Annotated in this window: 22 protein-coding genes; 16 read left to right on the top strand and 6 right to left on the bottom strand. The window is 53.1% G+C overall.

Annotated elements, in window-relative coordinates:
- Positions 1-585 precede the first annotated feature (585 nt).
- Positions 586-2,967, bottom strand: a complete 2,382-nt coding sequence (locus FC18_RS06155) for an ATP-dependent DNA helicase (RefSeq protein WP_054678520.1) — start codon at positions 2,965-2,967, stop codon at positions 586-588.
- A gap of 270 nt (positions 2,968-3,237) precedes the next feature.
- On the opposite strand from FC18_RS06155, the gene FC18_RS06150 reads away from it, so the two are divergent.
- The 5 genes from FC18_RS06150 to FC18_RS12300 all read left to right on the top strand — a co-directional run bounded on the left by FC18_RS06150 (position 3,238) and on the right by FC18_RS12300 (position 6,538).
- Positions 3,238-3,882, top strand: coding sequence for a hypothetical protein (locus FC18_RS06150; RefSeq protein ID WP_056975748.1), 645 nt, complete (start codon positions 3,238-3,240; stop codon positions 3,880-3,882).
- On the top strand, positions 3,882-4,724 hold the full coding sequence (locus FC18_RS06145) for a sulfite exporter TauE/SafE family protein (protein WP_056975746.1): 843 nt from the start codon (positions 3,882-3,884) through the stop codon (positions 4,722-4,724). Before FC18_RS06150 ends, FC18_RS06145 begins: the two co-directional genes overlap by 1 nt.
- Positions 4,724-5,104 (top strand): DUF1634 domain-containing protein, encoded by a 381-nt coding sequence (locus FC18_RS06140; protein ID WP_054678522.1) that lies wholly within the window; start codon positions 4,724-4,726, stop codon positions 5,102-5,104. The genes FC18_RS06145 and FC18_RS06140 overlap by 1 nt, the downstream gene beginning before the upstream one ends.
- Positions 5,105-5,546: 442 nt before the next feature.
- Positions 5,547-6,149 carry a nitroreductase family protein gene (locus FC18_RS06135; protein WP_054678523.1) on the top strand — a complete coding sequence of 201 codons (603 nt, stop codon included), beginning with the start codon at positions 5,547-5,549 and terminating at the stop codon, positions 6,147-6,149.
- 293 nt (positions 6,150-6,442) lie between these two features.
- Complete coding sequence (locus FC18_RS12300; protein ID WP_225353715.1) at positions 6,443-6,538, top strand: putative holin-like toxin; 96 nt, start codon at positions 6,443-6,445, stop codon at positions 6,536-6,538.
- Positions 6,539-6,915: 377 nt separating this feature from the next.
- Here FC18_RS12300 and FC18_RS06130 read toward each other — a convergent pair whose 3' ends face one another.
- The gene (locus tag FC18_RS06130) at positions 6,916-8,058 is read right to left on the bottom strand and encodes a glycerate kinase family protein (protein WP_056975744.1); all 1,143 of its coding nucleotides are present in this window, start codon (positions 8,056-8,058) and stop codon (positions 6,916-6,918) included.
- Between the two features lie 109 nt (positions 8,059-8,167).
- Here FC18_RS06130 and FC18_RS06125 point away from each other — a divergent pair, with 109 nt between their 5' ends.
- The 4 genes from FC18_RS06125 to FC18_RS06110 all read left to right on the top strand — a co-directional run bounded on the left by FC18_RS06125 (position 8,168) and on the right by FC18_RS06110 (position 12,287).
- The gene (locus tag FC18_RS06125; protein ID WP_156300986.1) at positions 8,168-8,851 is read left to right on the top strand and encodes a hypothetical protein; all 684 of its coding nucleotides are present in this window, start codon (positions 8,168-8,170) and stop codon (positions 8,849-8,851) included.
- Between the two features lie 151 nt (positions 8,852-9,002).
- On the top strand, positions 9,003-9,458 hold the full coding sequence (locus FC18_RS06120; RefSeq protein ID WP_156300987.1) for a DUF6978 family protein: 456 nt from the start codon (positions 9,003-9,005) through the stop codon (positions 9,456-9,458).
- Positions 9,458-9,853, top strand: coding sequence for a DUF1828 domain-containing protein (locus FC18_RS06115; RefSeq protein WP_054680429.1), 396 nt, complete (start codon positions 9,458-9,460; stop codon positions 9,851-9,853). The genes FC18_RS06120 and FC18_RS06115 overlap by 1 nt, the downstream gene beginning before the upstream one ends.
- Positions 9,854-10,625: 772 nt before the next feature.
- Complete coding sequence (locus FC18_RS06110) at positions 10,626-12,287, top strand: peptide ABC transporter substrate-binding protein (protein WP_056975742.1); 1,662 nt, start codon at positions 10,626-10,628, stop codon at positions 12,285-12,287.
- A gap of 659 nt (positions 12,288-12,946) precedes the next feature.
- On the opposite strand, the gene FC18_RS06105 is transcribed toward FC18_RS06110, so the two are convergent.
- Both FC18_RS06105 and FC18_RS06100 read right to left on the bottom strand, forming a co-directional pair.
- Positions 12,947-13,156 carry a hypothetical protein gene (locus tag FC18_RS06105; RefSeq protein WP_054680432.1) on the bottom strand — a complete coding sequence of 70 codons (210 nt, stop codon included), beginning with the start codon at positions 13,154-13,156 and terminating at the stop codon, positions 12,947-12,949.
- A gap of 473 nt (positions 13,157-13,629) precedes the next feature.
- Complete coding sequence (locus FC18_RS06100; RefSeq protein WP_056975740.1) at positions 13,630-13,860, bottom strand: hypothetical protein; 231 nt, start codon at positions 13,858-13,860, stop codon at positions 13,630-13,632.
- An 818-nt stretch (positions 13,861-14,678) separates the two neighbouring features.
- Between FC18_RS06100 and FC18_RS06095 the strand changes: the two genes are divergently transcribed.
- From FC18_RS06095 to FC18_RS06080, 4 genes are all read left to right on the top strand, one after another.
- A complete protein-coding gene (locus FC18_RS06095) occupies positions 14,679-16,532 on the top strand; it encodes a sensor domain-containing diguanylate cyclase (RefSeq protein WP_162260709.1) in 1,854 nt (617 codons plus the stop codon).
- Between the two features lie 91 nt (positions 16,533-16,623).
- Positions 16,624-17,952 carry an EAL domain-containing protein gene (locus tag FC18_RS06090; protein ID WP_054680441.1) on the top strand — a complete coding sequence of 443 codons (1,329 nt, stop codon included), beginning with the start codon at positions 16,624-16,626 and terminating at the stop codon, positions 17,950-17,952.
- 165 nt (positions 17,953-18,117) lie between these two features.
- Complete coding sequence (locus FC18_RS06085) at positions 18,118-18,444, top strand: type II toxin-antitoxin system Phd/YefM family antitoxin (protein ID WP_054680442.1); 327 nt, start codon at positions 18,118-18,120, stop codon at positions 18,442-18,444.
- Positions 18,444-18,803 carry a type II toxin-antitoxin system RelE family toxin gene (locus FC18_RS06080; protein WP_054680445.1) on the top strand — a complete coding sequence of 120 codons (360 nt, stop codon included), beginning with the start codon at positions 18,444-18,446 and terminating at the stop codon, positions 18,801-18,803. The genes FC18_RS06085 and FC18_RS06080 overlap by 1 nt, the downstream gene beginning before the upstream one ends.
- A gap of 122 nt (positions 18,804-18,925) precedes the next feature.
- Here FC18_RS06080 and FC18_RS06075 read toward each other — a convergent pair whose 3' ends face one another.
- Positions 18,926-19,228, bottom strand: coding sequence for a helix-turn-helix transcriptional regulator (locus FC18_RS06075; RefSeq protein ID WP_056975738.1), 303 nt, complete (start codon positions 19,226-19,228; stop codon positions 18,926-18,928).
- Between the two features lie 24 nt (positions 19,229-19,252).
- Positions 19,253-19,627: a hypothetical protein gene (locus FC18_RS06070; protein ID WP_054680448.1), complete on the bottom strand. Its 375-nt coding sequence runs from the start codon at positions 19,625-19,627 to the stop codon at positions 19,253-19,255.
- Between the two features lie 141 nt (positions 19,628-19,768).
- On the opposite strand from FC18_RS06070, the gene FC18_RS06065 reads away from it, so the two are divergent.
- From FC18_RS06065 to FC18_RS06055, 3 genes are all read left to right on the top strand, one after another.
- Positions 19,769-20,140 carry a helix-turn-helix domain-containing protein gene (locus FC18_RS06065; protein WP_054680451.1) on the top strand — a complete coding sequence of 124 codons (372 nt, stop codon included), beginning with the start codon at positions 19,769-19,771 and terminating at the stop codon, positions 20,138-20,140.
- Between the two features lie 37 nt (positions 20,141-20,177).
- Entirely contained in the window at positions 20,178-20,714 is a 537-nt protein-coding gene (locus FC18_RS06060; protein WP_054680454.1) for an SAV1803-related protein, read from the top strand.
- Positions 20,715-21,129: 415 nt separating this feature from the next.
- Positions 21,130-21,735: a hypothetical protein gene (locus FC18_RS06055; RefSeq protein WP_056975736.1), complete on the top strand. Its 606-nt coding sequence runs from the start codon at positions 21,130-21,132 to the stop codon at positions 21,733-21,735.
- Positions 21,736-21,738: the final 3 nt, after the last annotated feature.

Below are 21,738 nucleotides of genomic sequence, written 5' to 3'. Positions count from 1 at the left end.
GTTACAACCTGTTTGACTTGGTGAAATTATTAGGTAAGCTTTTTGCGTAAAAGGATGGCCAGCTAGCCAACTAAAGGCTACCATATTAGTTAACGAATATTAATGATAAGCTCAAATCAAGAAACTTATTCATTGATAATTTAACAATAACCGTCGACGGCCACGCAATGCCGTGATGGCGGCGCTGCACGAACGCTCTGCATGAATAAATAACGGCTGTTAGCGGTTGCCACCATTAACGTTTTGGGCGTAATTATTTTGCCGGAAATGCAATCTTTCGTTACAACTTATCAAACCATAATCATACACTTTTACAAAATCACAAACCGGTGAACATTTCTTGTCTAAATTGATTCGATTTAGCCGGAATTAGCGGTAATATAATATACGTAAGGGCGACAAGCCCAAAACAAACCTAAACTTACACTCCCCAAAAAAGTTCCCCCAAACTTTCCACCGACTTCGGTGGTTTTTTTATGCCCGAAAACGCGGGCCGAACACTTATGCTTAATCACAAATTAACTTATACATAGTAAATGCCCCGGCCCGCATGCCAATTCAGCAATGCGGATCCGGGGCATTTTTTTATTTATCCGTGTCGGCAGCGTGTGCCTGCCAGAACGTATCCAGTGCGTTGGCCAGGTCACGGGTTGACCGGCCCGTCTGCCAGTGCTGCCAGTGGCGGGGGAACAGGTCGACGTAACGGCGTTCAGCGAAGCGGCGGTCCAGCAGAAGCACCACGCCGACGTCCTTGGCGCCGCGGATGACGCGGCCGGCTGCCTGGAGAACGTTGTTGAAGCCCGGCAGCTGGTAGGCGTACGCGAAGCCTTGGCCGTTGCGGTGCTGGTAGTATTCCTTCAGCCGGTCGGTTTCTCCAGACAAGCCGGGCAGGCCGACCGAAACCACCGCCACACCTTCGAGGGCCTTGCCGCGCAGGTCGATGCCCTCGGCGAAGCTCCCGCCGAGCACCGCGAAGCCCGTGACGTTGTTGCCGGGCGTGAAGGCGGCCAGGAAGCTGTCCCGATCCGTGCTGGACATGCCCGATTTTTGCGTGACCACCTCCGCGTTCGGATTGGCGAGCTGGAAGGCGCCACGGACTTTTTCCAGATAGGAGTACGAAGGCGCGAAGACCAGATAGTTGCCGGCGTGCGCCATCGTCATGGCGGTGAGCGCCGCCGTGATGGCCGGCAGACTCGCGTCGCGTTCGCGGTAGGTAGTCTGGATGTTCTGGGCGACGAAGACCAGCTGGTTTGCGGGCGGGAAGGGTGATGGCATGCCCGTGGCCAGGCTGTTGTCCAGGCCGCCGAGCACGTCGCGGTAGTAATCCATCGGCGTGAGGGTGGCGGAGAACAGGACGGCGCCGCAGCCCTTGTTCATGCTGGCGTCGAGGAAGTCGCTGGCGTTCAGGCACACCAAACGTACGCACAGGTCGCCGTTGTCGCGGAAGGTGCGGGTGACGTAGACCTCGTTGTACAGCTCGCTGATTTTCAGGTACGCATTGGCCAGGAAGAACGTGTCCAGGCAGGTGTCGACCACGTGCTTGACTTCGCCATTTTGCTCCATTTCCAGCCAGTCGTGGAACTGGGTGGTGAAGGCGTCCAGCACCTCGTGAACTTGCTCGATGGCTTCGTCTTGGAAGTGCTCGTCCTTGTCCAGGTTGCTGTCGAGGACGTTCAGGCACTCGATGACGGCGCGGATGACCTTGCGCAGCTTGGTGAGCTTGCTGTCGGCGTGCCCTTTTTTCTGCTTCAACTCCGGCAATAAATCCGTGAAGGCGGCGCGGTTGATCTGGGCCGAGTACATGCTGCGGGAACGGTCGACGAGGTTGTGGGCTTCGTCGATGAGGAAGAAGTTGCCGGCGTCGTCATCGGCGAAGAAGCGCTGCAGGAACACGCGCGGGTCGAATAGGTAGTTGTAATCACAAATGATGACGTCGCAAAAGAGACTGGCGTCGAGCGAGAACTCGAACGGATCCAGCGTGTGCTTGTGGGCATAGTCCTCGATGACGCTGCGGGTGATGCAGTCGTTGTGGCTGAGCAAATCGACCAGGGCCGGCAGCAGGCGGTCGTAGTAGCCGAGCATGTAGGGGTTTTGCGTGGCGTCTTCGGGCTCGTCTGCGAAAGTAATGGTGTCGCGGGCGGTCAGCGTGATGCTCTTGGCGTGCAGGCCCTTAGCCGTCATGCGGGCCATCGCGTCCTCGGCCACGCCGCGGGTGGCGGCCTTGGCGGTGAGGTAGAAGGCGCGGTTGATGAGACCGGCGCCCATGGCCTTCACGGTTGGGAAGAGCGTCGACATGGTTTTACCCGTGCCGGTGGGTGCCTCCACGAACAGGCGGCTGCCAGTATAGATGGTTTTGTAGACGTTCGCGGAGAACTGGCGCTGGCCGGCGCGAAATTCGGGGAACGGAAATTGCAATTTGTTGGCCGATTCGTTACGCGTTTTGACAATATCCGCGCGCATCTGCATCCAGATGGCGAACTGGGCGAGCAGCTCGCGGTAAAAATCAGCCAGTTCGGCCGCCGTCTTGTGCTGCTGGTGGTGGCTGGTTTCCTTGTGCCGCGTGTCGTAGTAGATCAGGTCGATGTCGACCCCGTCCAGGTCGCGTTCTTGGCACAGGTAGTGGCCGTACACGAAGACCTGGGCCCAGTAGCGGTCAGTGGTGTTCTTGTCGAGCTTAACGAAGCTGCGCGCTGACGTCTTGATTTCTTCCACCAGCACGCCGGTGTCGGTGGTCAAAACGCCGTCTGCACGCCCGTCGATGATGTATTCCTGACCGGCGACCGTGGCGGTTTGCTTCATATAGACTTCGCTTTCGTAGCCGTCCTCGTCGTGGGCGTCTTGCAGCTGGCGGTGAATGCGACTGCCGAGCTGGGCGGTGTTGTTGCTGGCCTGGGTGACGGGATTGAGGTCGCCGGTGCGCACCGTGAATTCAACTAGCTGCCTGATGCCCATGCGTGTCGCGGTCATTGCGTTCTCCTTTCGCGTCGTGATTATGTAGTGTCCCTTGCGATGTTACCACAGCTGCCAATTGAAGTGCTAAGAGTTGGTAAAATGGCGTGAAAAAGTACGAAGATTCCGCGGATAATTTGCCATTGGCCGGTGCGATAGGCTATGATTATTCCCGTGTATTAGAAGCAGCGGCGAATTGGCCGCGGACGACGCGGGTTGAACCGCGCAGATAGGAGCCTTGGCGACGCAGCGCACCGTGGCTGTGGCTGGGAGCAAGGAGAAGCAGATATGGACATTAACGTACAGAAATACCTGGATATGGCGGCAAATGACGAGGTGCAGCACTTCGAGCAGAGCGTGTCGCCCGAGATGGTGCCGGACGCAACGGGGATGGGCCTGGCCCTGCAGCCAGTGGTGGCCGCAGTCGTGCAGGCGGTGCAGGCAAACCAGCTGATGCGGGCCACGCTGACCGTGCAGACGGCGGTGCCAACGACGGTTAGCTTCGAGACCGGCATCATCAACATGCCGTTGGCCAACGCGAAGAAGGCGGGCAACTTCTTTGAAATCGAAGAAATCGTGCCGGTCAAGATTTACCTCGTCACCGAGAACCCGTTCTTGAACGCATCCGGGCTGCGGATTGACGAACTTGCCACCAGCGATGAGTTTGTCCGCAACACCGATGCACTGCTGGCCAATGTGGCGCCACACGCCGTCGAACAGCTGCAGCACATCGCGGAGGAAGCGGCTAAGCCCGCACCAGAACCTGCTGCTAAGCCGGCCGCCAAGAAGACGACCCGCAAGACAACGAAGAAGACGACCACGAAGCGCGTAACCAACAAGAAGTCGACCGCGAAGAAACCAGCGACGAAGAAGACCACCGCGAAGAAGGCCCCAGCCAAGAAGACCACGCGGACCAAGAAGGTGGCTGACTAATGGATCAGCTGCTACTCCTCATGCTGACGGGGCTCGGCGCGGGCATCCTCGGTGCCATCATGGGTATCGGCGGGGGGATGATTATCACCCCCGTGCTGACCATCGTGATGGGGCTGCCGATTCAGTACGCGATTGCCGCGTCGGTGATTGCCGTCATCGCGACCAGTTCCGGTGCCACGATTGCCTACTTGCGGGACGAAATGCTGAACCTGCGGGTGGCGATGTTCCTCGAAATCGCAACGACGGTCGGAGCGGTAGTCGGGGCCATCGTGTCCGGCCTCGTCGACACCAAGTTCCTCTACTGGCTGTTCGGTGCGCTATTGCTGTTTTCCAGCTACAACATGGTGCGGAAGCTGATTGGCAAAAAAGACGCGGCGCCGGCGGAAACCAATGACCGGATTGCCACCAAGCTGCGGCTGAACGGCTCGTACTACGACAAGGCTGCCTTGCAGCAGGTCGACTATTCAGTGACCAACGTGCCTGGCGGTTTTGCCATGATGTTCGGCGCCGGGATTGCGTCCGGGCTGCTCGGCATCGGGAGCGGGGCGTTCAAGGTGATTGCCATGGACACCATCATGCACATGCCACTCAAGCCAAGTAGCGCGACGTCCAACCTGATGATGGGGGTCACCGCCGCGGCGAGCGCGACCGTGTACTTCTTCAACGGTTCGCTGCAGCCGCAGATTGCCGGTCCCCTGGCCATCGGCATTATCGTCGGTGCGCTGATTGGGTCGCGTATCATGCAGGTGCTGCCAACGCGCGTGCTGCGGATGATTTTCATCCCGATTGTGGCCTACATGGGGCTGCAAATGCTGCTTAAAGGATTCGGGGTGAGCCTCTAATGCCAGAAAAAAATTCACCAAGTTTGACGGAAGAAAACAAGGAAGTTGAGCTGGTCATCGGCAAGATTCTGCGCGTCGGGGTCATCGTGGCCGCCGCCGTGATTATCTTCGGCCTCATCCTGAACTTCGCGACCGGCACGACGGGTTATCCTGCCGGCGTGCACCCGCACCGCATCATGAGCATCCTGCGCGGCACGGTTCAGCTGCGGCCGTACGCCGTCCTCATGACCGGGATCTTCCTGCTCATCCTGACGCCCGTTTTGCGCGTGGTCGTATCGATTTACGCGTTCATCAAGGAACACGACACGCTGTATGCGGTGATCACGACCGTGGTGCTCTTCATTTTGGGCGCGGCGATGATCATCGGGTATTTCCACTAATTTTGTCATTTAATTTTGTATCTTGTGTGCGCGTTTTGGGCGGAAATCTGCTCAGAACGCGCATTTTTTTGGGCGCAAATTGAAGGGAAATGAAATTTTTTTGCCGGACTTTGGCGGTAGTCCACACAAAGACGGGCTGCATGCTAGATTGGCAATGAGCGAACGTGGATAAATCGCGTATTGGCGGGGCTTAACGGCATTTATTAGTCAGACATAATTGCCTCTGTGGTACCGCTTGCATTCACCTAATCCACCTTGCTAAAATTAAGGTATGGATAACCGAAACCGGGGCGAAAATACGTTTGTGGGTTTACTTATTTTTAGTAAGGGTCTATGATAATCCAGTAAGCAAAACGCAGGTAATTAATTGCCACCGCGTTCGCTAATATCACGTGCCGTCCGCAGCCGTCATCGGCCCGGACACAGCAAAGGAGAGTATCTTATGAATAGTGAAGTATTGAACCTGATTAAGAAGCGTCGGAGTATCTACAACCTCGGCAAGAACGTCAAGCAGAGCGACGACGAGATTGTTGACCTGGTGGAGAACGTCATTCAGGAAACCCCAACTGCGTTCAACTCCCAGACCACCCGCGCCGTGTTCCTGTTCGGCGAGAACCACGACAAGCTTTGGGACATCGTTGTGAATCGTCTCAAGAGTGAAGTGCCAACTGAAGCCGCATACGAGAAGACCAAGGCCAAGATTGCCAGCTTCAAGGCGGCATACGGGACCATCATGTACTTCACCGACACCGACGTTGTGGCGAAGCTCGAGAAGGACTTCCCCCTGTACGCCGACAACTTTTACGACTGGTCCGAGCAGGGTCAGGGTTCCGCACAGCTGAACACCTGGGTCACCCTCGCCGAGAACGGGATTGGCGCTAACTTGCAGCACTACAACCCAATCATCGACGACATGGTTCGCGAAGCCTTCGATATTCCTGCTAACTGGCGCCTGCGTGCCGAGATGCCATTCGGCTCCATCGAAGCTCAGGCCGGCGACAAGGACTACATGGACAAGGCAGATCGGTTCCGCGTCCTGAAGTAAAAAATAGTGTAAACGAACGGCCGCTCACGTGATGTGGGCGGCCGTTTTTGGTGCAATAAGTTGGAAGTAATTAGCTATAAATTGCAACAAGACGGCGAATTTACCGCCTAGCTGAATTAAGGAATGCCGTTAACTAGGCGTTTCAAAATCTCAGCAAAAGTTTTTCTTAGTAGATTTTGCCGTTTTACGCTAGAGTTAAAGTTAGCAAAAGTGCTATTTGGTGGTGCCTTCGAAGAGCTGATGCCTATGCGAGTAATTGTGTATGTTAAATCCATTCGAAGGAGGCGAATTCGATGTCCATCAAGGATGCAATCGACCTTGCGTTGAAGTTTGCGAGTCTCATTGTCGCGATCATCGCGCTGGTCGTAGCCATTCTTGCGTTGGATTAAGACGCAAAAAGACCGCCATAGCTGCTGCAAAGCTAAGGCGGTCTGATGTTTAGACTAGCTAGTTTGGCACCACTAAAATTAGTGGTTTTGCGAGAGGAGCGTACCTGCTACCCGCCTACATAAATTATAACACCATTGCGTCGAATTGAAGCAGATAAGCAGCTCCATCATCGCGCTGGTTGTTGCCATTCTTGCGTTGGATTAGGACGCAAAAAGACCGCCATAGCTCCTGCTGAGTGAAGGCGGTCGGTTGATCGTTACTAATCTACTTGGCACCACTAAAATTATTGGTTTTGCGAGAGGAGCGCGCCTGCTCCTCGCCTACATAAATTATAACACCATGGCACAGATTGGTGCACAGTTCAGTACGGCGCGCGTTACCTGCGCGCCCGCAGCAGCCGACCCACATTCTCCGCCAATGCGGACACGTCGCTGTCCGTATCCGCAATGGCCTGGGCGAGCGATTTGGCACCGCTGGGGGTGGCGAAAATGGCGTCGATTTTGTCCGGCCCGTACAGCACGTCGACGCCGCGGCCAATGTTGCCGGCCAGGACAATCACTGGGGCGTTCGGGGCAACCGCCTTGGTGGCGCGTGCGACCCCGAATGGCGTTTTGCCGTATTGTGTCTGGAAATCAATGCCGCCCTCACCGGTGAAGACGTAATCGGCTCCGCGCGCCCGCTCCTTGAGGTGGGTGTAGCGCGTCACAATCTCGATGCCGTGCTCCAGCCGCGCGTGCGTGAACGCCAGCAGACCGGCGCCGAGACCGCCGGCGGCCCCAGCACCGGGCACCTGCGCGACGTCCTTGCCGGTGGCCTGCTGGATAACGGCAGCGAAGTGGGCGAGGCTGGTATCCAGCTCCTGCACCATTGCGGGCGTGGCGCCTTTTTGCGGGCCGAAAACCGCTGAGGCACCATTTGGTCCGGTGAGGGGGTTCGTGACGTCGGCGGCGAGGATGAACTCGGTCTGCGCTAACCGCGGGTCTGCGCCGGTCAGGTCAATGCGGGCCAAGTGGGCGAGGGCGGCCCCGCCGCGTTCCAGGTCGCGCCCCTGCGCATCCAGCAGCCGAATCCCGAGTGCCTGCGCCATGCCGGCCCCGCCATCGTTGGTAGCACTGCCGCCCAGGCCGAGGATGATGTGCCGGACGCCCTGGTCGAGGGCCGCACGAATCAGTTCGCCGGTGCCGTACGTGGTGGCCGTCAGCGGGTTGCGCGTGGCGGCTGTCGTGTAGTCGAGACCACTCGCCGCCGCCATTTCGATTACCGCGGTGACGCCGTCGCCCAGGATGCCGAACTCCGCGGTGACGGGGGTGCCCAGCGGTCCAGTGACCACCGCACTGATTTTCCGCCCGGCCGTGGCGTCGACCAGCGACTGGACGGTGCCCTCGCCGCCGTCCGCCATGGGGATGAGCACGTATTCGGCGTCGGGGAACACGCGGGTGAGCCCGGACTTGATGGCCGCGGCGATTTGCGCGGCGGTGCGACTGCCTTTGAATGAATCTGGTGCGATGACGAATTTCATAACTTGCCTCCACGTGTACACTTGCTGTTATCCTAATCTTAGCACGGGCACCGGGGGGATTTGTATGCTAAAATTCTGGTAGACCAATATCAGAAAGCGTAAACAATTCATGCATAAAAAGATTCGGACAATGATGATGGCGGCAGCTACGGGCTTCATGCTGCTGCCGAGTGTATTCACCTCCGCCAGCGTCGGCGGACATCTCGGGGCGCGGGCCTTCCATGGCGGCGGCAACAAGTTCTACACCGGCCGGCGCGTGCTGTTCTTCTTCCTGCCGGGGCACCAGGTCGGCGGCTCGATTATTATGGTATTGCTGCTGGCACTGGCAGTACACCTCTTCGTTAACTGGCGCAAACGCAAGCGTTACGAGCGGGCGCACCCCGAGTCGGTGGTCAAAATCACGCCGGAGCTGGATGCCGAGTTCAGCGCGCTCTATTACCGCGTGCAAAATGACCTGTCGGAGAACAACCAGGATGATCTGGCCCAAGTCTTCGGGTCCGGTTTGCTGCGGCAACAGACGGCGGCGCTGAATAAGTACGCGCACAAAAATATCTATAACCGCATTACCGACGTGGCGATTGTCGAGCTAGAAGAGGAGCCGACCCTGCGCGACGACCTCGCCCACGTGATGGTGACGGCCCAGAAGCGGCAGTACTTGGAGTACACCGATAAGGACGAGGCGTTCAACAAGCAGATGCGCGACGTGGCCCAGCTGAAGCGGTCCGTTGAGGTCTGGGAGATGCACCGCGAACGCAGTGGGCAGCTGATTGTGGATAAGATTCGGCAGGTGTAATTAGTTAGGGTCATGCGGTGAAATGTTGCTGGGTGTAGATTAATTGCTTAAAATTTAGGTAGACGAAGAATTTTTCGGGGCATTTAACCCTTTTTTGCGAAATCTATATATAGACGCATAAAGGGGTGACGAAATGCTGGATGAATATTCGTTGACTAAAGCACAGATTGCTTGGTTAATCCAGGTTAAAAAATATGCTGTGAATCCAAACGACTTGGTAAGTTTTACTGCAAAATTGCGAGAACCACTGTCAGAAGACATCATGACCGCTGACTTTATCATCACTTCAGGTTCAACTAAACTGCCTAATTATGTTCTACACTTCTATCTTCGAAGTTTACGACATAAAGAGGTTTGCTACACAATGTTTTTACGATTTAAAAAATCTAATTTGCCGTTAATCCGACTGGACGTGGATGGTTTTCATAAAAACCCAAGTGGTGAGATTATTCGTGGTCGAGGACATATACATTTGTATAATCCTGGGCAACGAAAACCAGATGCGATTGCATATGCTACTGATAAATGTGAATTTCCGAATGTAGATGATGTTGCTGATACTTGGGTTCGATTTTTGAAACACATTAACCTTAAGGAGGAGTCGTAATGCCAAACAACAAATGGTTTACCCAGTATCAACGGATGACCCCAGCTGAAAAGATTACGCCCGCGGCTGATTCAAATAGCGGTGTGTACACCATCTCGACCGAGTTTTTCCGTGCGAACGGGGACAACATTGAACTCTACATGTTTCCGACCACTGATGGGTTAATTCGCATGGAGGAGGGCGGCTTCACCACTGACCTGATTAGTACTAGTGGTGTGGATGTGCACGCACCAAAAACGGCACAAAAAATCACCAAAATTGCGTGGAATGAGGCGGTTAAACTAGACCGGGGCATCTTATACGTCAACGTCACCGATAATCTGGATGCGGTGATTCAAGGAAAACAACAACTCCTGCGTGCAATCATCGCGCTCAGTAATCGATTTGGCGTGTAGTGGGCAAAAAATATTTATGTCACACCGTCCCGCCGACTTTTCCCCATCTACCAGCCACCACACCACCTAAAACCATACAAATTGCCGCCAAATTGTCCACCTGTGACGTAATGTCGCCGCATTTGCCCCTTGACGTACGCCGAAATCATGGCATAATAAGCAGCAATTAAGCAATGCACTGACGAGAAGAGATTGTCGGTACGCGTCGACAGAGAAGGGGAATTGGTGGAAGCCCCGGCGCAGGCCCGCATGAAAATGAGCTCCGAGCAGGTTGGGGTATGAGCCACCAACCCGGATGCAGCCGTTATCCTGCAACGTATCGGGCGCAGTGCGTCCTGTACGGTTGAGGCTAGGCACGAGTCTAGCGAATTAGGGTGGTAACGCGCAATGACGCCCCTACAGATTCAGCGGAATCTGTGGGGCGTCTTTTTTTCGGCAAAATTAGCATTGCGAGAGCAGGTGATCGGGTCATGACCAGTATTATGTGGACTGCAGGTTGCGGTCGGTGTCAGCAAAGTGAACAAAGCACTTTTACAAAACCATACAATGTTGCGGTTGATTAGCTTGTTTTCATATGGCATTATGAAAAATGTGAGCGGACGAAAAGTAAGTGAGTCCGCATGGTGATCGGCTGGCCGCCTTGTGCACGTGCGGCCAGGCCGCAAGTTTTGGGGGTGATGCGTATGTGTTGCTGTTGTTGCACGGACCGCGTCGGTAGTTTGAGGAAGCAAGAACGCTAGTCGATAAGCGATTAGCATCAAGGAGAATTTTCATGGCGAAGAAAAATTGGTTGAAGGTCGTTAGTCTGGGCACCGTTACGTTGTTGAGTGCTGTAGTGCTGGCGGCTTGCGGTAGCAGTAAGAGCAGCGACGCCGACAAGAAGCAGGTACTTAACCTGCCCGCGTCTGCGCAGCTCGACACCATCGACATTTCAAAATCAACTGGTTACGGCCAGACCGGGAACGTGTTCGAAAGCCTGTTCCGGCTGGGTAAGAACGGGAAGGCAGAAGCCGGGCTCGCGTCCAAGACCAAGGTCAGCGCGGACGGCAAGACTTACACCTTCACGATTCGGAAGAACGCGAAGTGGAGTAACGGCGACCCAATCACGGCGCAGGATTTCGTTTATTCCTGGCAGCGGACGGTGACGCCGAAGACCGCGTCCCCATACGCATACCTGTTCGAAGGCATCAAGAACGCCAGCGACATCGTTAACGGGAAGAAAGACCCAAGCACGCTGGGCATCAAGGCGACCGACAAGCACACCGTGGTCGTTAGCCTCGATCAGCCAATTGCCTACTTCAAGGTCCTGATGGCCTACCCACTCTTTGGCCCCCAGAATCAGAAGGTGGTTGAAAAGTACGGTAGCAAGTACGGCACCAACGCCAAGTACACCGTCTACTCCGGGCCCTTCAAGATTAGCAAGTGGAACGGGACGGCCAACAACTGGACGTTCGTGAAGAACAACGACTACTGGGACAAGAAGGCCGTCAAGCTCGACAAGATTACCTACAACGTTGTGTCTGACAGCACCTCCAGCCTGGACCTGTACCAGACCGGCAAGCTCGACATGACGCAGCTGGATGCCACCCAGGTTGCCAACTACGCCAGCGAGAGTGACTACAAGACGTACGCATACTCTTACGTCAGCTACCTGGCATACAACTACCAGGACAAGAACACTAACCTCGCCAAGCTCTTCAACAACAAGGACTTCCGGCAGGGTGTCTCCGCCGCACTTGACCGCAAGCAGCTGGCCAAGAAGGTGGTCGGTGTGAACACGATTATCCCAACCGGGTTCGTTTCCACCTCCCTGGCCTCCAACCCTACGACGGGGAAGGACTTCTCTAAGGATCAGAAGGTTGCGGGTGCCAACACCTTCAACAAGGCCCTCGTGACCAAGAAGTGGGCAGCAGCACAGAAGGCAACCGGCGTGAAGTCCGCGAAGATTACCTTGCTCGCAGGTTCCGACAACAACTCCGACCCTGCAACTAAGGAAGTTGTGCAGTACATCAAGGCGCAGCTCGAGAAGCTCATGCCTGGTCTGTCCATCACCATCAAGACCATGCCTACGCAGTCAGCTAAGCAGCTTCAGGACAGCGGCGACTTCGACCTGACCCTCTCTGGTTGGGGTGCGGACTTCAACGACCCAATCTCCTTCCTGCAGGTTCTGACCAACTCCAGTTCCTACAACAAGGGTAAGTACAACTCCGCCAAGTACAACGCGCTGGTTCAGAAGGCCAGCACGACCGATGCTAACGACCCAGCCAAGCGTTGGGACGACATGGTTCAGGCTAGCCAGCTGCTGACCACCGACCAGGCCGTTACGCCACTGTACCAGAGTGTCTACTCCTGGCTGCAGAAGAGTGACGTGAAGGGCCTCGTGCACAACACGGCTGGTACGCAGTGGAGCTACAAGAACGCGTACATCAAGTAACTTATATAGAAGAAACACAAAACGGAGGTCGCCCAGGCGGCTTTCCGGCAACCAAAGGACATCCCTTAACAGCATGCTGAGGGGTGTTTTTTTTGCGGCACACAGAAAAATGGAATTTCAATTTGTTGGAAACCTGGTTGCAATTAATGACATAGCAGGTGTTATTTTTGCGTGTGGCGTTAAGCTGACCGGGGCAAACTCAATGGATGGGGGCGTTAGAATGTCAAAATCTAGTTGCAACTGCCTGATTGCGCTATAATTTAGGTATAAAGAAGGACACCACGTGCCAGCGTGATGTCCTAGTGCAGTCGGCTGATTAGACGATGGCAGATATTACAAGCGAAGGGCCGTAACTCCTACAAAGTCGTTAGCGGCCTTTTCGTTTGCACAAATTTATAAGCTCCCTGATTGCTTTGATGAGTGAGCAAGCTGCCACGATAATTTCCGTGAATCCGTTTAGAATTCCGGTCGTTGTGTTGGTTGAGCTCATGCGGGTGTTTGATTGATGCCAAAATCTAGTTGCGACTGACGGAACGTGTTATAATTTAGGTATAAAGAAGGACACCACGTGCCCGCGTGATGTCCTAGTGCAGTCGGCTGATTAGACGATGGCATTAACGCAAACCAAGAAGGTCGCTATTAAACCAAAGTCGATGTGGTTAGCGGCCTTTTCGTTTGCACAAATTTATAAGCTCCCTGATTGCTTTGATGAGTGCGCATGCTGCCACGATAATTTCCGTGAATCCGTTTAGAATTCCGGCAATTTCGTGGAGCATGTCCTTACCAGCTTTGCCCACCTTTTTCGTGGCGAGCAGAACCAGCAGGATTGCACCCACTGCAATCAGGTACGACAGCGCGAACGCCGTCATTGCACATTAGCACCTCCTTTAACTGGACTCTGAATGGTGCGCGCTGGCTTTGAACCATACGCACCACCTCCTTTCCAAAAAGGGATGCCACCGCTATTCAACTTTCTGCCTCTTAATTCTACCTGATGGCAACCAGCGATGCGTATACGGATGTTATGCTAAATGATGATTTTGTGTAAAAAATTATGCAAATGTTGAGACGGCGGGCTTAGTCAAATTAACACCTCAAAAAAGAAGTTTATGCCTTTCTAAAACCTGGTTGAACCAACGTTTTCGTTGCATTTTGTGTATACGTGAGTCACTACTTTTTGCAACAAACCAGTTCGTTATTTTGCTACGATAGGTCATGGTGGCATAAGCTCTATAACGTGTTATAATACAGATACAAAGAAGGACACCACGTGCCCGCGTGATGTCCGACTGCAGTCCATCGATTAGTCGATGACGTCAAATGAAGCGCAAACTAAAAGCCGCTACTTCTTCTCCGAAGTTTTACCAGCGGCTTTTTGCCTGCCCATTTTTCTGAGCGCCTTGAAGAACGCCTTGAAAAAGTAAACGGCGTAGACCACACGCATCACCGTAAATAGCAATACGATTAGTTGGTTTAGCCACTTGATCAAGTGTTTGGTCAACCCGGTCAGGCTCGCCAAAACAGCTGACATAATCAGCACGTTCATCAGGACTGACAGCATGAATGCTGTCATCGCAAATTAACACCTCCCTCAGTTGGGAATGTCCATGGTGCAGTCTGGCAAATCGCCATATTGCGCCACCTCCTTCCAGTACCTACCCAAAAGAGACGTCACCGCTATTCAACTTCCTGCCCTTTAATTTTACCTGATGGCAAGTCGCTATGCTTATACGGATGTTATTCAAAAGGACGAATTTATGTAATATATAGTGTAAAGGTTGGTGTACCGGGCACATCACTTTTAGTAAGCTAGAAAACATATTGTTTACAGTTAAAAACGCAGGCAGTATCTGGATTTCTATTGCATTTTACGTATGCTTGATTCACTAGTTTTTGCAACAATTACGGCCGCCATTTCGGCACTGACGGGAATGGTGCTGTGAGTTTGGTGACGTGTTATAATACAGGCATAAAGAAGGACACCACGTGCCAGCGTGATGTCCGACTGCAGTCCATCGATTAGTCGATGACGTCAAATGAAGCGCAAACTAAAAGCCGCTACTTCTTCTCCGAAGTTTTACCAGCGACTTTTTGTTTGCTCTTTTTTCGCTTCAAAACATAACCCTCCGCCACCATGTCCATCCAGTGCGCCAGCCACAAGCCCCTGCACAATCGCGCCGCGTTCCCGCCACTTCTTAGACGAAACCTGCAAATTAGTAACATTTTCCGTCCACAATTATGTCCGGACATATTTATTAAAATTACAAACTAAATTATAATAGGCGCAATGGATATTAACGGTCGCGGGGCAACCCGCATTAATGAAAGGATGACTGGCGTGCGTCAGTCTCGTGCATAATGGTAATCAACTTCTTTGGCCTCAAAATTAATATGATGATGCATCTGCAGGTGATGCAAGTGCCGATGCTCGTTGTCGACCTGATCATCGCGACGTGCTTCACCGCGGGCTTCATCAGCTACTATTCGCGGCTGTCGCGGCTCGCGTTTCACGATGATGAACGCAACGTGCCGCAGAGCTGGCGGGTTGTCGCGCGCTGGGCGCTGCCGGTGATGTCGATTGGCACCGGGACGATTCTGCACTTCATGGGCTACCTGACCCACAAGGACGCGATGATGTTCCACAACATCGGCCTGTTCATGCTCGTGTTCACGCTACTGGACGAGCACATCAACATCGTCGAGTACGCCGCCCGCGTGCTCGGGGCCGTGTGGGTTTGGCAGATGCACCACAACATGCACTATGACCGGCCGCAGTTCTGGCTGTCACTGGCGCTGCTCTTCGTGGCGGTGGTGCTGATGCGCAAATATCACGAGCAGATTCGCTACAATATTTGGCTCAACATCGCGACGTTCACGTACATCGCCATCATCTTCTGGACGCTGATACCGCCGTTCGCGGATTCGGCGCACGAGATCCACGTCATCACGCTTGAGGCCATCATCATGTTCATCGCGATGGCTAGCGTCACGGCGCTGTTCTGGATTGGCCAGCACCGCGCCGAGGAGCACAACGACGAGATGGCTAAGCTGGCGAACTTCGACCAGCTGACCAACGCGCGTACGTACGCCCTCTACCGGCAGGACATCACCAAGATGTTCGATGCCGCCCGCAGTAACAACCAGCCGCTGACGATGGCGGCCATCGACGTTGACCATTTCAAACAGATCAACGACCATTACGGCCACCTCGCGGGCAACGCGATTCTGGTCGGCGTCGCTACGACCCTCGAGACCGTCCTGCGGCAGCACCAAGCCGGTCTGCAGGTGTACCGCACTGGGGGCGAGGAGTTCAACATCCTCTTCCCGAACATGACCAGCAGTGCCGTACTGCCCATCATGAAGGACGCTTGGCACCAGGTGCAAAAGAGTCACTTCACATATGAGGAATACGACGTCCAGGTCACCATGTCCTGCGGGATCACCGCGCTCAAGCCGACCGACGCCAAGGTGGATGACCTCTACAAGCGCGCCGACGACAACTTGTACCAGAGCAAGCGCAACGGTCGCGACACGATTACGATTGAAGGCGAAACGCAGAGCAAAGGCGGCGGCAAGCGGATGCTCGCGACCTACACGTTCTTCACCCAGTCGATGGTCGATACTGACGCGCAAACGGACCAGCCCGTCGGCAACGAACTGCTGCTGCGCGTGTACGACTATGACCACGAGAAGTGGATCGTGCCACCGACGTTCAACGTCACCGTGGACACCCAGATTGCCCTGATGGATGCGGCGCTGAAGAATTCCGCCAGCAAGCAGGTGGCGCTCAACCTGACGCACCACCAGTTCACCTCCATGCACGTGGCCGACAAGCTGGTCGAGTACAAGGAGAACACGCCGGAACTCACCGGTCTCATCATCGAGCTTACCCAGGTGCCGTCGGTGGAAACAATGCAGAAAATGGCGCCGATTTACCACCACGCCGGCATCCGGATCGCCATCGATGACGTGGGCAGCGACAACCACTTCGAAGCCTTGAAGAGCCTGCTGCCGTACATCGACGGCGTCAAGTTCGCCATGCAGAACCTGCGCAGTGCCCACGACACGGCTAACCTCGAGGAACGCATGAGTTTCTGGTCGAAGTTAGCGTCGAAGTACGAGATTGACTTCATTATTGAAGGCATCGAAAATGAGCAGGATGCCGAGTACGCCAAGACCAAGCTCCACGCGCGCTACCTGCAGGGCTTCTACTACGACCGCCCGGAGCTGCCGCGGCTGGACTAAAAGCTGCAGCAATTGCTGCGCACTGCTTGCCAGCCGCCCCGAAGCTGGTATTCTATAGGTGGCATTGTCATGTATGCTTAGGGGGATTGTTATGCAAGTATTAACTACACCAGTATTGATACTCACCATCGTGGCTGCGGCCTTGGCAGCAGTCGGAATTGCGGCGTTGAGTCAAAATCTGTGGCGGCTGTCGCAGTCGGCTAGGACCACGGCAAACACGGCTCACGGGATTACGCTTGGCCGGAATGTGCTCATCGTTGCGGTGGGGTTCGCCCTGCTGCTGACCAGCCGGCTTGCTGGCCTGCACGCGTACACCCAGTTCACAGTCAGCGTGGGCCTGGTTGCCCTCACCGCGGACCTGCTGAACTTCGATGTGCACGTGGCTGGGCGCGGGTTCCGCCTCCTTGCGCTTGCTTGCGGCCTCGCACTCAGTCAGCCGTCCACACCGGCAGTGCTGCTGGCCGCGGGGGGAGCCACGGTTTTCGCCGTGCTGTTCAGCCTGCTGACGCTGTGCCCGCGCTATGTCAGTCCGCTAACCAGCTTCCTGACGACCGTTATCACCGCAGCCGCTTACTGGTTGCTGGTGGGGCAAAATGGCGCAACGTACCAGGGCCTCGCGATTACGGCCGGCGCCAGTCTGTTAGTCACCATCGCCATTACGACGCCGCAGTTGCGGGCCACGCGGGCGCTTGCGGCGGAGGTCAAAGTGGCACCGGGGCAACTGGCCGTGCAAGCGGCGACGCAGGGTGCGGCGGCAGACGGCACCTACGCCTTCTTCGTACAGCCCATGGTTGACGCCAGCTCCGATCAGCGCCGCTTGATGGCGTACGAGCTCCTGCTGCGGGAATACGACTACGCGAACCAGCGCTGGATCTTCCCCAAGCAGTTCGACCTCGACATCGATAAGCGCCTCGAGATGATGGACAAAGTTCTGGCGCACGTCAACACGCCGCGCCTGGCCCTGAACATGACGGCGGAAGAGTTCGCCGACGACCACATCGCCCAACAACTCATCGATTACGTGCAGACGAACGACAAACTTGCCGGGCTCATCCTGGAGCTCACCCACGCCCCGACGCTGGCGCAGATGCAGCAGATGGCGCCGCGCTACCACGAAGCGGACATCCGCATCGCCATTGACGACGTCGGCAACGGGAACCACTTCGAGGGTCTGCAGTCGGTCATGCCATACATCGACGGCATGAAGTTCGGCCTGCAGAACCTGCGTCGCGAACACGACACAGCCAACCTCGACGACCGGATGCACTTCTGGTACAACCTGGCCGCTGATTACGATATTGACTTCATTATGGAAGGCATCGAGAATCAGGACGACGAGGATTACGCCAAGCACCTGCTCGGCGTGCAGTATCTGGAAGGCTACTACTATGGGAAACCAGAGCTGCCACATGATATGTAGATGAAAACGACCACCCGGAATTTGCGGGTGGTCATTTTTGATTAGCGTAGCAGCCGTTATCTGAATCGAGCAGTAATGTTAGAAAATACCTGGTACTTTTTTGAGTACTATAAATAGTGCCAAACACTGATTATCGTGTTACCATTAGTCTATGGAGGTGAGCCTATGGACATGCCAATTCTGAATGTCAGGTTGCATAGCATTAGTGATTTAAAAAAGTCACCGCGCAAAATTGTTGATCAGGTGCAAGATGGTAAACCAACGTACATCTTGACCAATTCAACACCGCAAGCAGTGATTATCGCCGCCGCCACCTTTGATAAGATGGTTCGCAAACTGCGCGCCTACGAAACAATGGCGGACAACCAAAAGGTAGCGGAGCGGGTAGAGCGTTACGAGACCGGCAAAACCAAACTGGTGAATTACGAAGAACTGACGGGGCACAAGCTGGATGAATCTCTGTATGACCCAAGCGATGATGGGTGGGAATAATGACTTCCGTAGAGCTATTTCCCTTTAGCTTGCAGTTTTTCCCAGAGGTTGCTGAAGATTTAGCAGCTCTCGACCACTCACAGATTATCCTGATTGATAAGGGGTTTCTGAAGCTTAAACACCAAGGCTGGAATATAGGTAAGCCGTTAGTTGGCGACTTGGTTGGGTTTAATGAGCTCAAGTACCGCAAAGCGGGTTTACGGATTATTTTCCGTCGGCAACGAAATTCGCTGCAAGTTGTGGAAGTGGTTGTTGCTGGGCGGAGGAAGGACAGTGAGGTGTTTCGGTTGGCTAATTACCGAATTCACAACACAAATGAAGATAATCTGGTTGATGAACGCGATTTAGACATGAAATGAGTTGTGTCGGTTATGGTGCGCGGAAGAAAATGATTTTTAGATGATTGCCAGAACAAAACGACCACCCGTATTTTTTCGGGTGGTCGTTTTGGTTATATCAGCCATTTACCTAACAGCACTATTCAGTCGTCCATGGAAATGCCTGGACTCTGCGCTGCCTCACCGTACTGGTAATTCAAATCGAGTTGGAGCAGCCACTGGGCGTTCATCCCGGTGGCCGCCTCGATTTGGCGCGCAACGGGGATGCTCATGAATGCCTTACGATTCAAGATGAACGACAGTTGCTTCTGGGAAATCGCCGCGTGCTGTGCGAACTCTGCTTGGGTGATGTGGTGGAACGTCATCAGCTCCCGAATCGCATCCGCGGCAGAAGTTGTGGGGGCGACGTGCATGGCTTGACCTTCATTGTAGTTCGCATTGAACATGATTCTCTCCTTCTGCAGACGGAGTTACGCTTCCGCCGCGCCCTTCTCACTATCCACATGGCTATCATCCTTGTCCAGCAGCTCAATCGCGGCCTGAATCGCCGGCGAATCCTGAGGCAAAGTGATGTGGTTCCAGTCGGCGACGCGCTGGAGGAACTCGGCCCAGGTGGGGACGAACGCGAATTGCTCGAAGTAGGGGTCGTAGGCGCGAACGGCGTCAGTGCTGCGTTCATCTAGGCGGAATATATGGTCGCTGACACCAATTCTATCTATTGAAGTCAATGAAGCAGCCATTGTGTCACTAACTTGGTCTTGGTTAGTAGTGATTGGGGATGCAAAATCATAAGCGAAGAGCGATGAATGGTCACCGCCGAGCATTACTATGTGTAGATATTCCATGTCAATCTTCTCCTCTCTTTATCTTTTCGTGCAGATTGTGCGCAGTTATGTTTTCGCAATCGTCATTGGTGAAAATGACCACCCGGCATTAGTATGAGCCCCCAAGCTTGGACAACTAAGTTCAAACTTGGGGGTTTTCTTATGGTCAAATTTGACCTGGATTTCAAAATAAACGTGCTCCATCAATATTTTGATGGGGTTGGCTCAACCACTTTAGCAAATCGGTATGGTATTTCTCGACCCACTACGATACTTCTGTGTGTTCACCGCTTTGGACAATTCGGTCTGGATGGTCTGAAGGCTCGTATTTTTCATCCTAAATACAGTAGTGAATTCAAGATTTCCGTATTAAACTGGATGAAACAACAAGGTGCCCCTTATCCAGAAACCGCGCTACACTTTGATACTTCAGCCCCTACCCTTGATCTACAGAAATACGTAGCTGTGTATGTACATAGTTTCAAAATGGAGTACGTTATGTATAAGTTGATGTTTTTTGGGACCTTGTATTAATAGCTGTGTTAGACACCGTGAAGGGAGATTCAACATTATGAGTGAAGATCGCGTGACAGGGTATTTGCAGATGATTGATATGAGTTATGAAGAGGCAGTTGCACACTTAAAAGACAAGTATGGTGAAGTCCTCGACGATTATTTTAAAGAGTCATCATATAATCGTTTTCTAGAAGGCAAGATTAAAGCGCCGGGAAAGGGGAAGTTTTCACGCGCAAAAGAAGGATTGTACACTCATCATGTAGCGGAGAATCGTGCACTTAAGTTAGCAGATGCAGGAGTGATTATGAATTTTAGATATCCGTATGAACTTCAGCGCAGAAATAATTTGGTGTATGCAGATGCGGTCGAACACCTGATTTTACATGCAATAATTGCTAAGGAGACAGATGGTCGTTACGGTTTACCTGGTTATAGCGCATATTTACAGCCGCAAATAGTTGAATGGTACTATAGCGGAAATGTACCGGGGGTGGCGTGGGTGAAAGCATGTTACGATCGAGCGTTTTTGACTATGGATGAATTTTTAGAAGTTAACTCACGCATTGAGACTTCTCTATTGAGCAAACTTTAAAGCTCAAATCGGATTACATGTCCATATAGCTGTAGTTGGAGATTTATGTTATGTTTCTTATGCAGACGGGTCCCAGCCCGCCGGCAAACTTTTTCTCACTAATCATCTCCCGATTAATGATGAATGGCCGCAGTAGAGATGCTGCGGCTTTTTTGTGCAGAATTTAAGAGAATGGCTTTCCAAACTTGCGCTACTCTCTTGGATTAAGCATTTATTTCCAGATCCGATTAGATAGTTGCCGAGGATGTAGGCAAACTAGTACATTTGGGCTTTGGAAATTACATATGTGCAAGAACGGAACACTTTTTGAGGCGAACAGGCGGTGAGTAGTTGTTGAGGATGTTTGTAGAGGTCATATTTAAAGTGGTGAGTTACCGAGAATAAATGCTAAGTGAGTTAAAGGAGTTTAATCGATATGAAGAAGACGTTGGCAATTGCAGTAGGTATTTTAGCAGTTCTTTCGTTAAGTGCATGTGGGCAGAAGTCAGATAGCGGTAGTAGTACCCCAGCAGCGCCGGTGGTTTCAGATAAGCCATTAAAACTCTTTAGTCAGGTAATGCAGTCTAAGAGAACAACGGTGTGGTTTCCCATAGACTTTACAGATGCATTTCATACTCAGGGCGAGAGTTTGAATACGGAGACTAAAGTTCCGGACATTGTCGTTGTTAAGAAGGGTAAGGCGACTCGCTATACATCCGTTTCTCAAAACAAGATTAACAACAGATATTCTGATGAAGGAGAGCAGATTGATGTTGAGCCTTTAGACAATGCTCCAAGTCTTGGCGAGCTTAGCAAAATGTCTACAGAGCAGATTATTGCAAAGTATAAAAAACTAGACAAAGAGGCATTTGCTAACTATAAGGGAACGATATTAAAGCAGGAGATTCAGTACGTTAACAAGGTGGCCAGGTTAAGTCGAAATGACGTGTATTACTACAAATATAAGAAAATACCATATGCAAAAACTGAGGCAGATTTTATAATCAAGTTAGCCACTCGTGACCAAGTTCTTCTGAAATAAAAA

The organism is Lacticaseibacillus sharpeae JCM 1186 = DSM 20505, assembly GCF_001436225.1.
Lineage (GTDB): Bacteria > Bacillota > Bacilli > Lactobacillales > Lactobacillaceae > Lacticaseibacillus > Lacticaseibacillus sharpeae.
The sequence above is the reverse complement of the archived record's forward strand: the minus strand, read 5'-3'. Positions and strand labels throughout refer to the sequence as shown.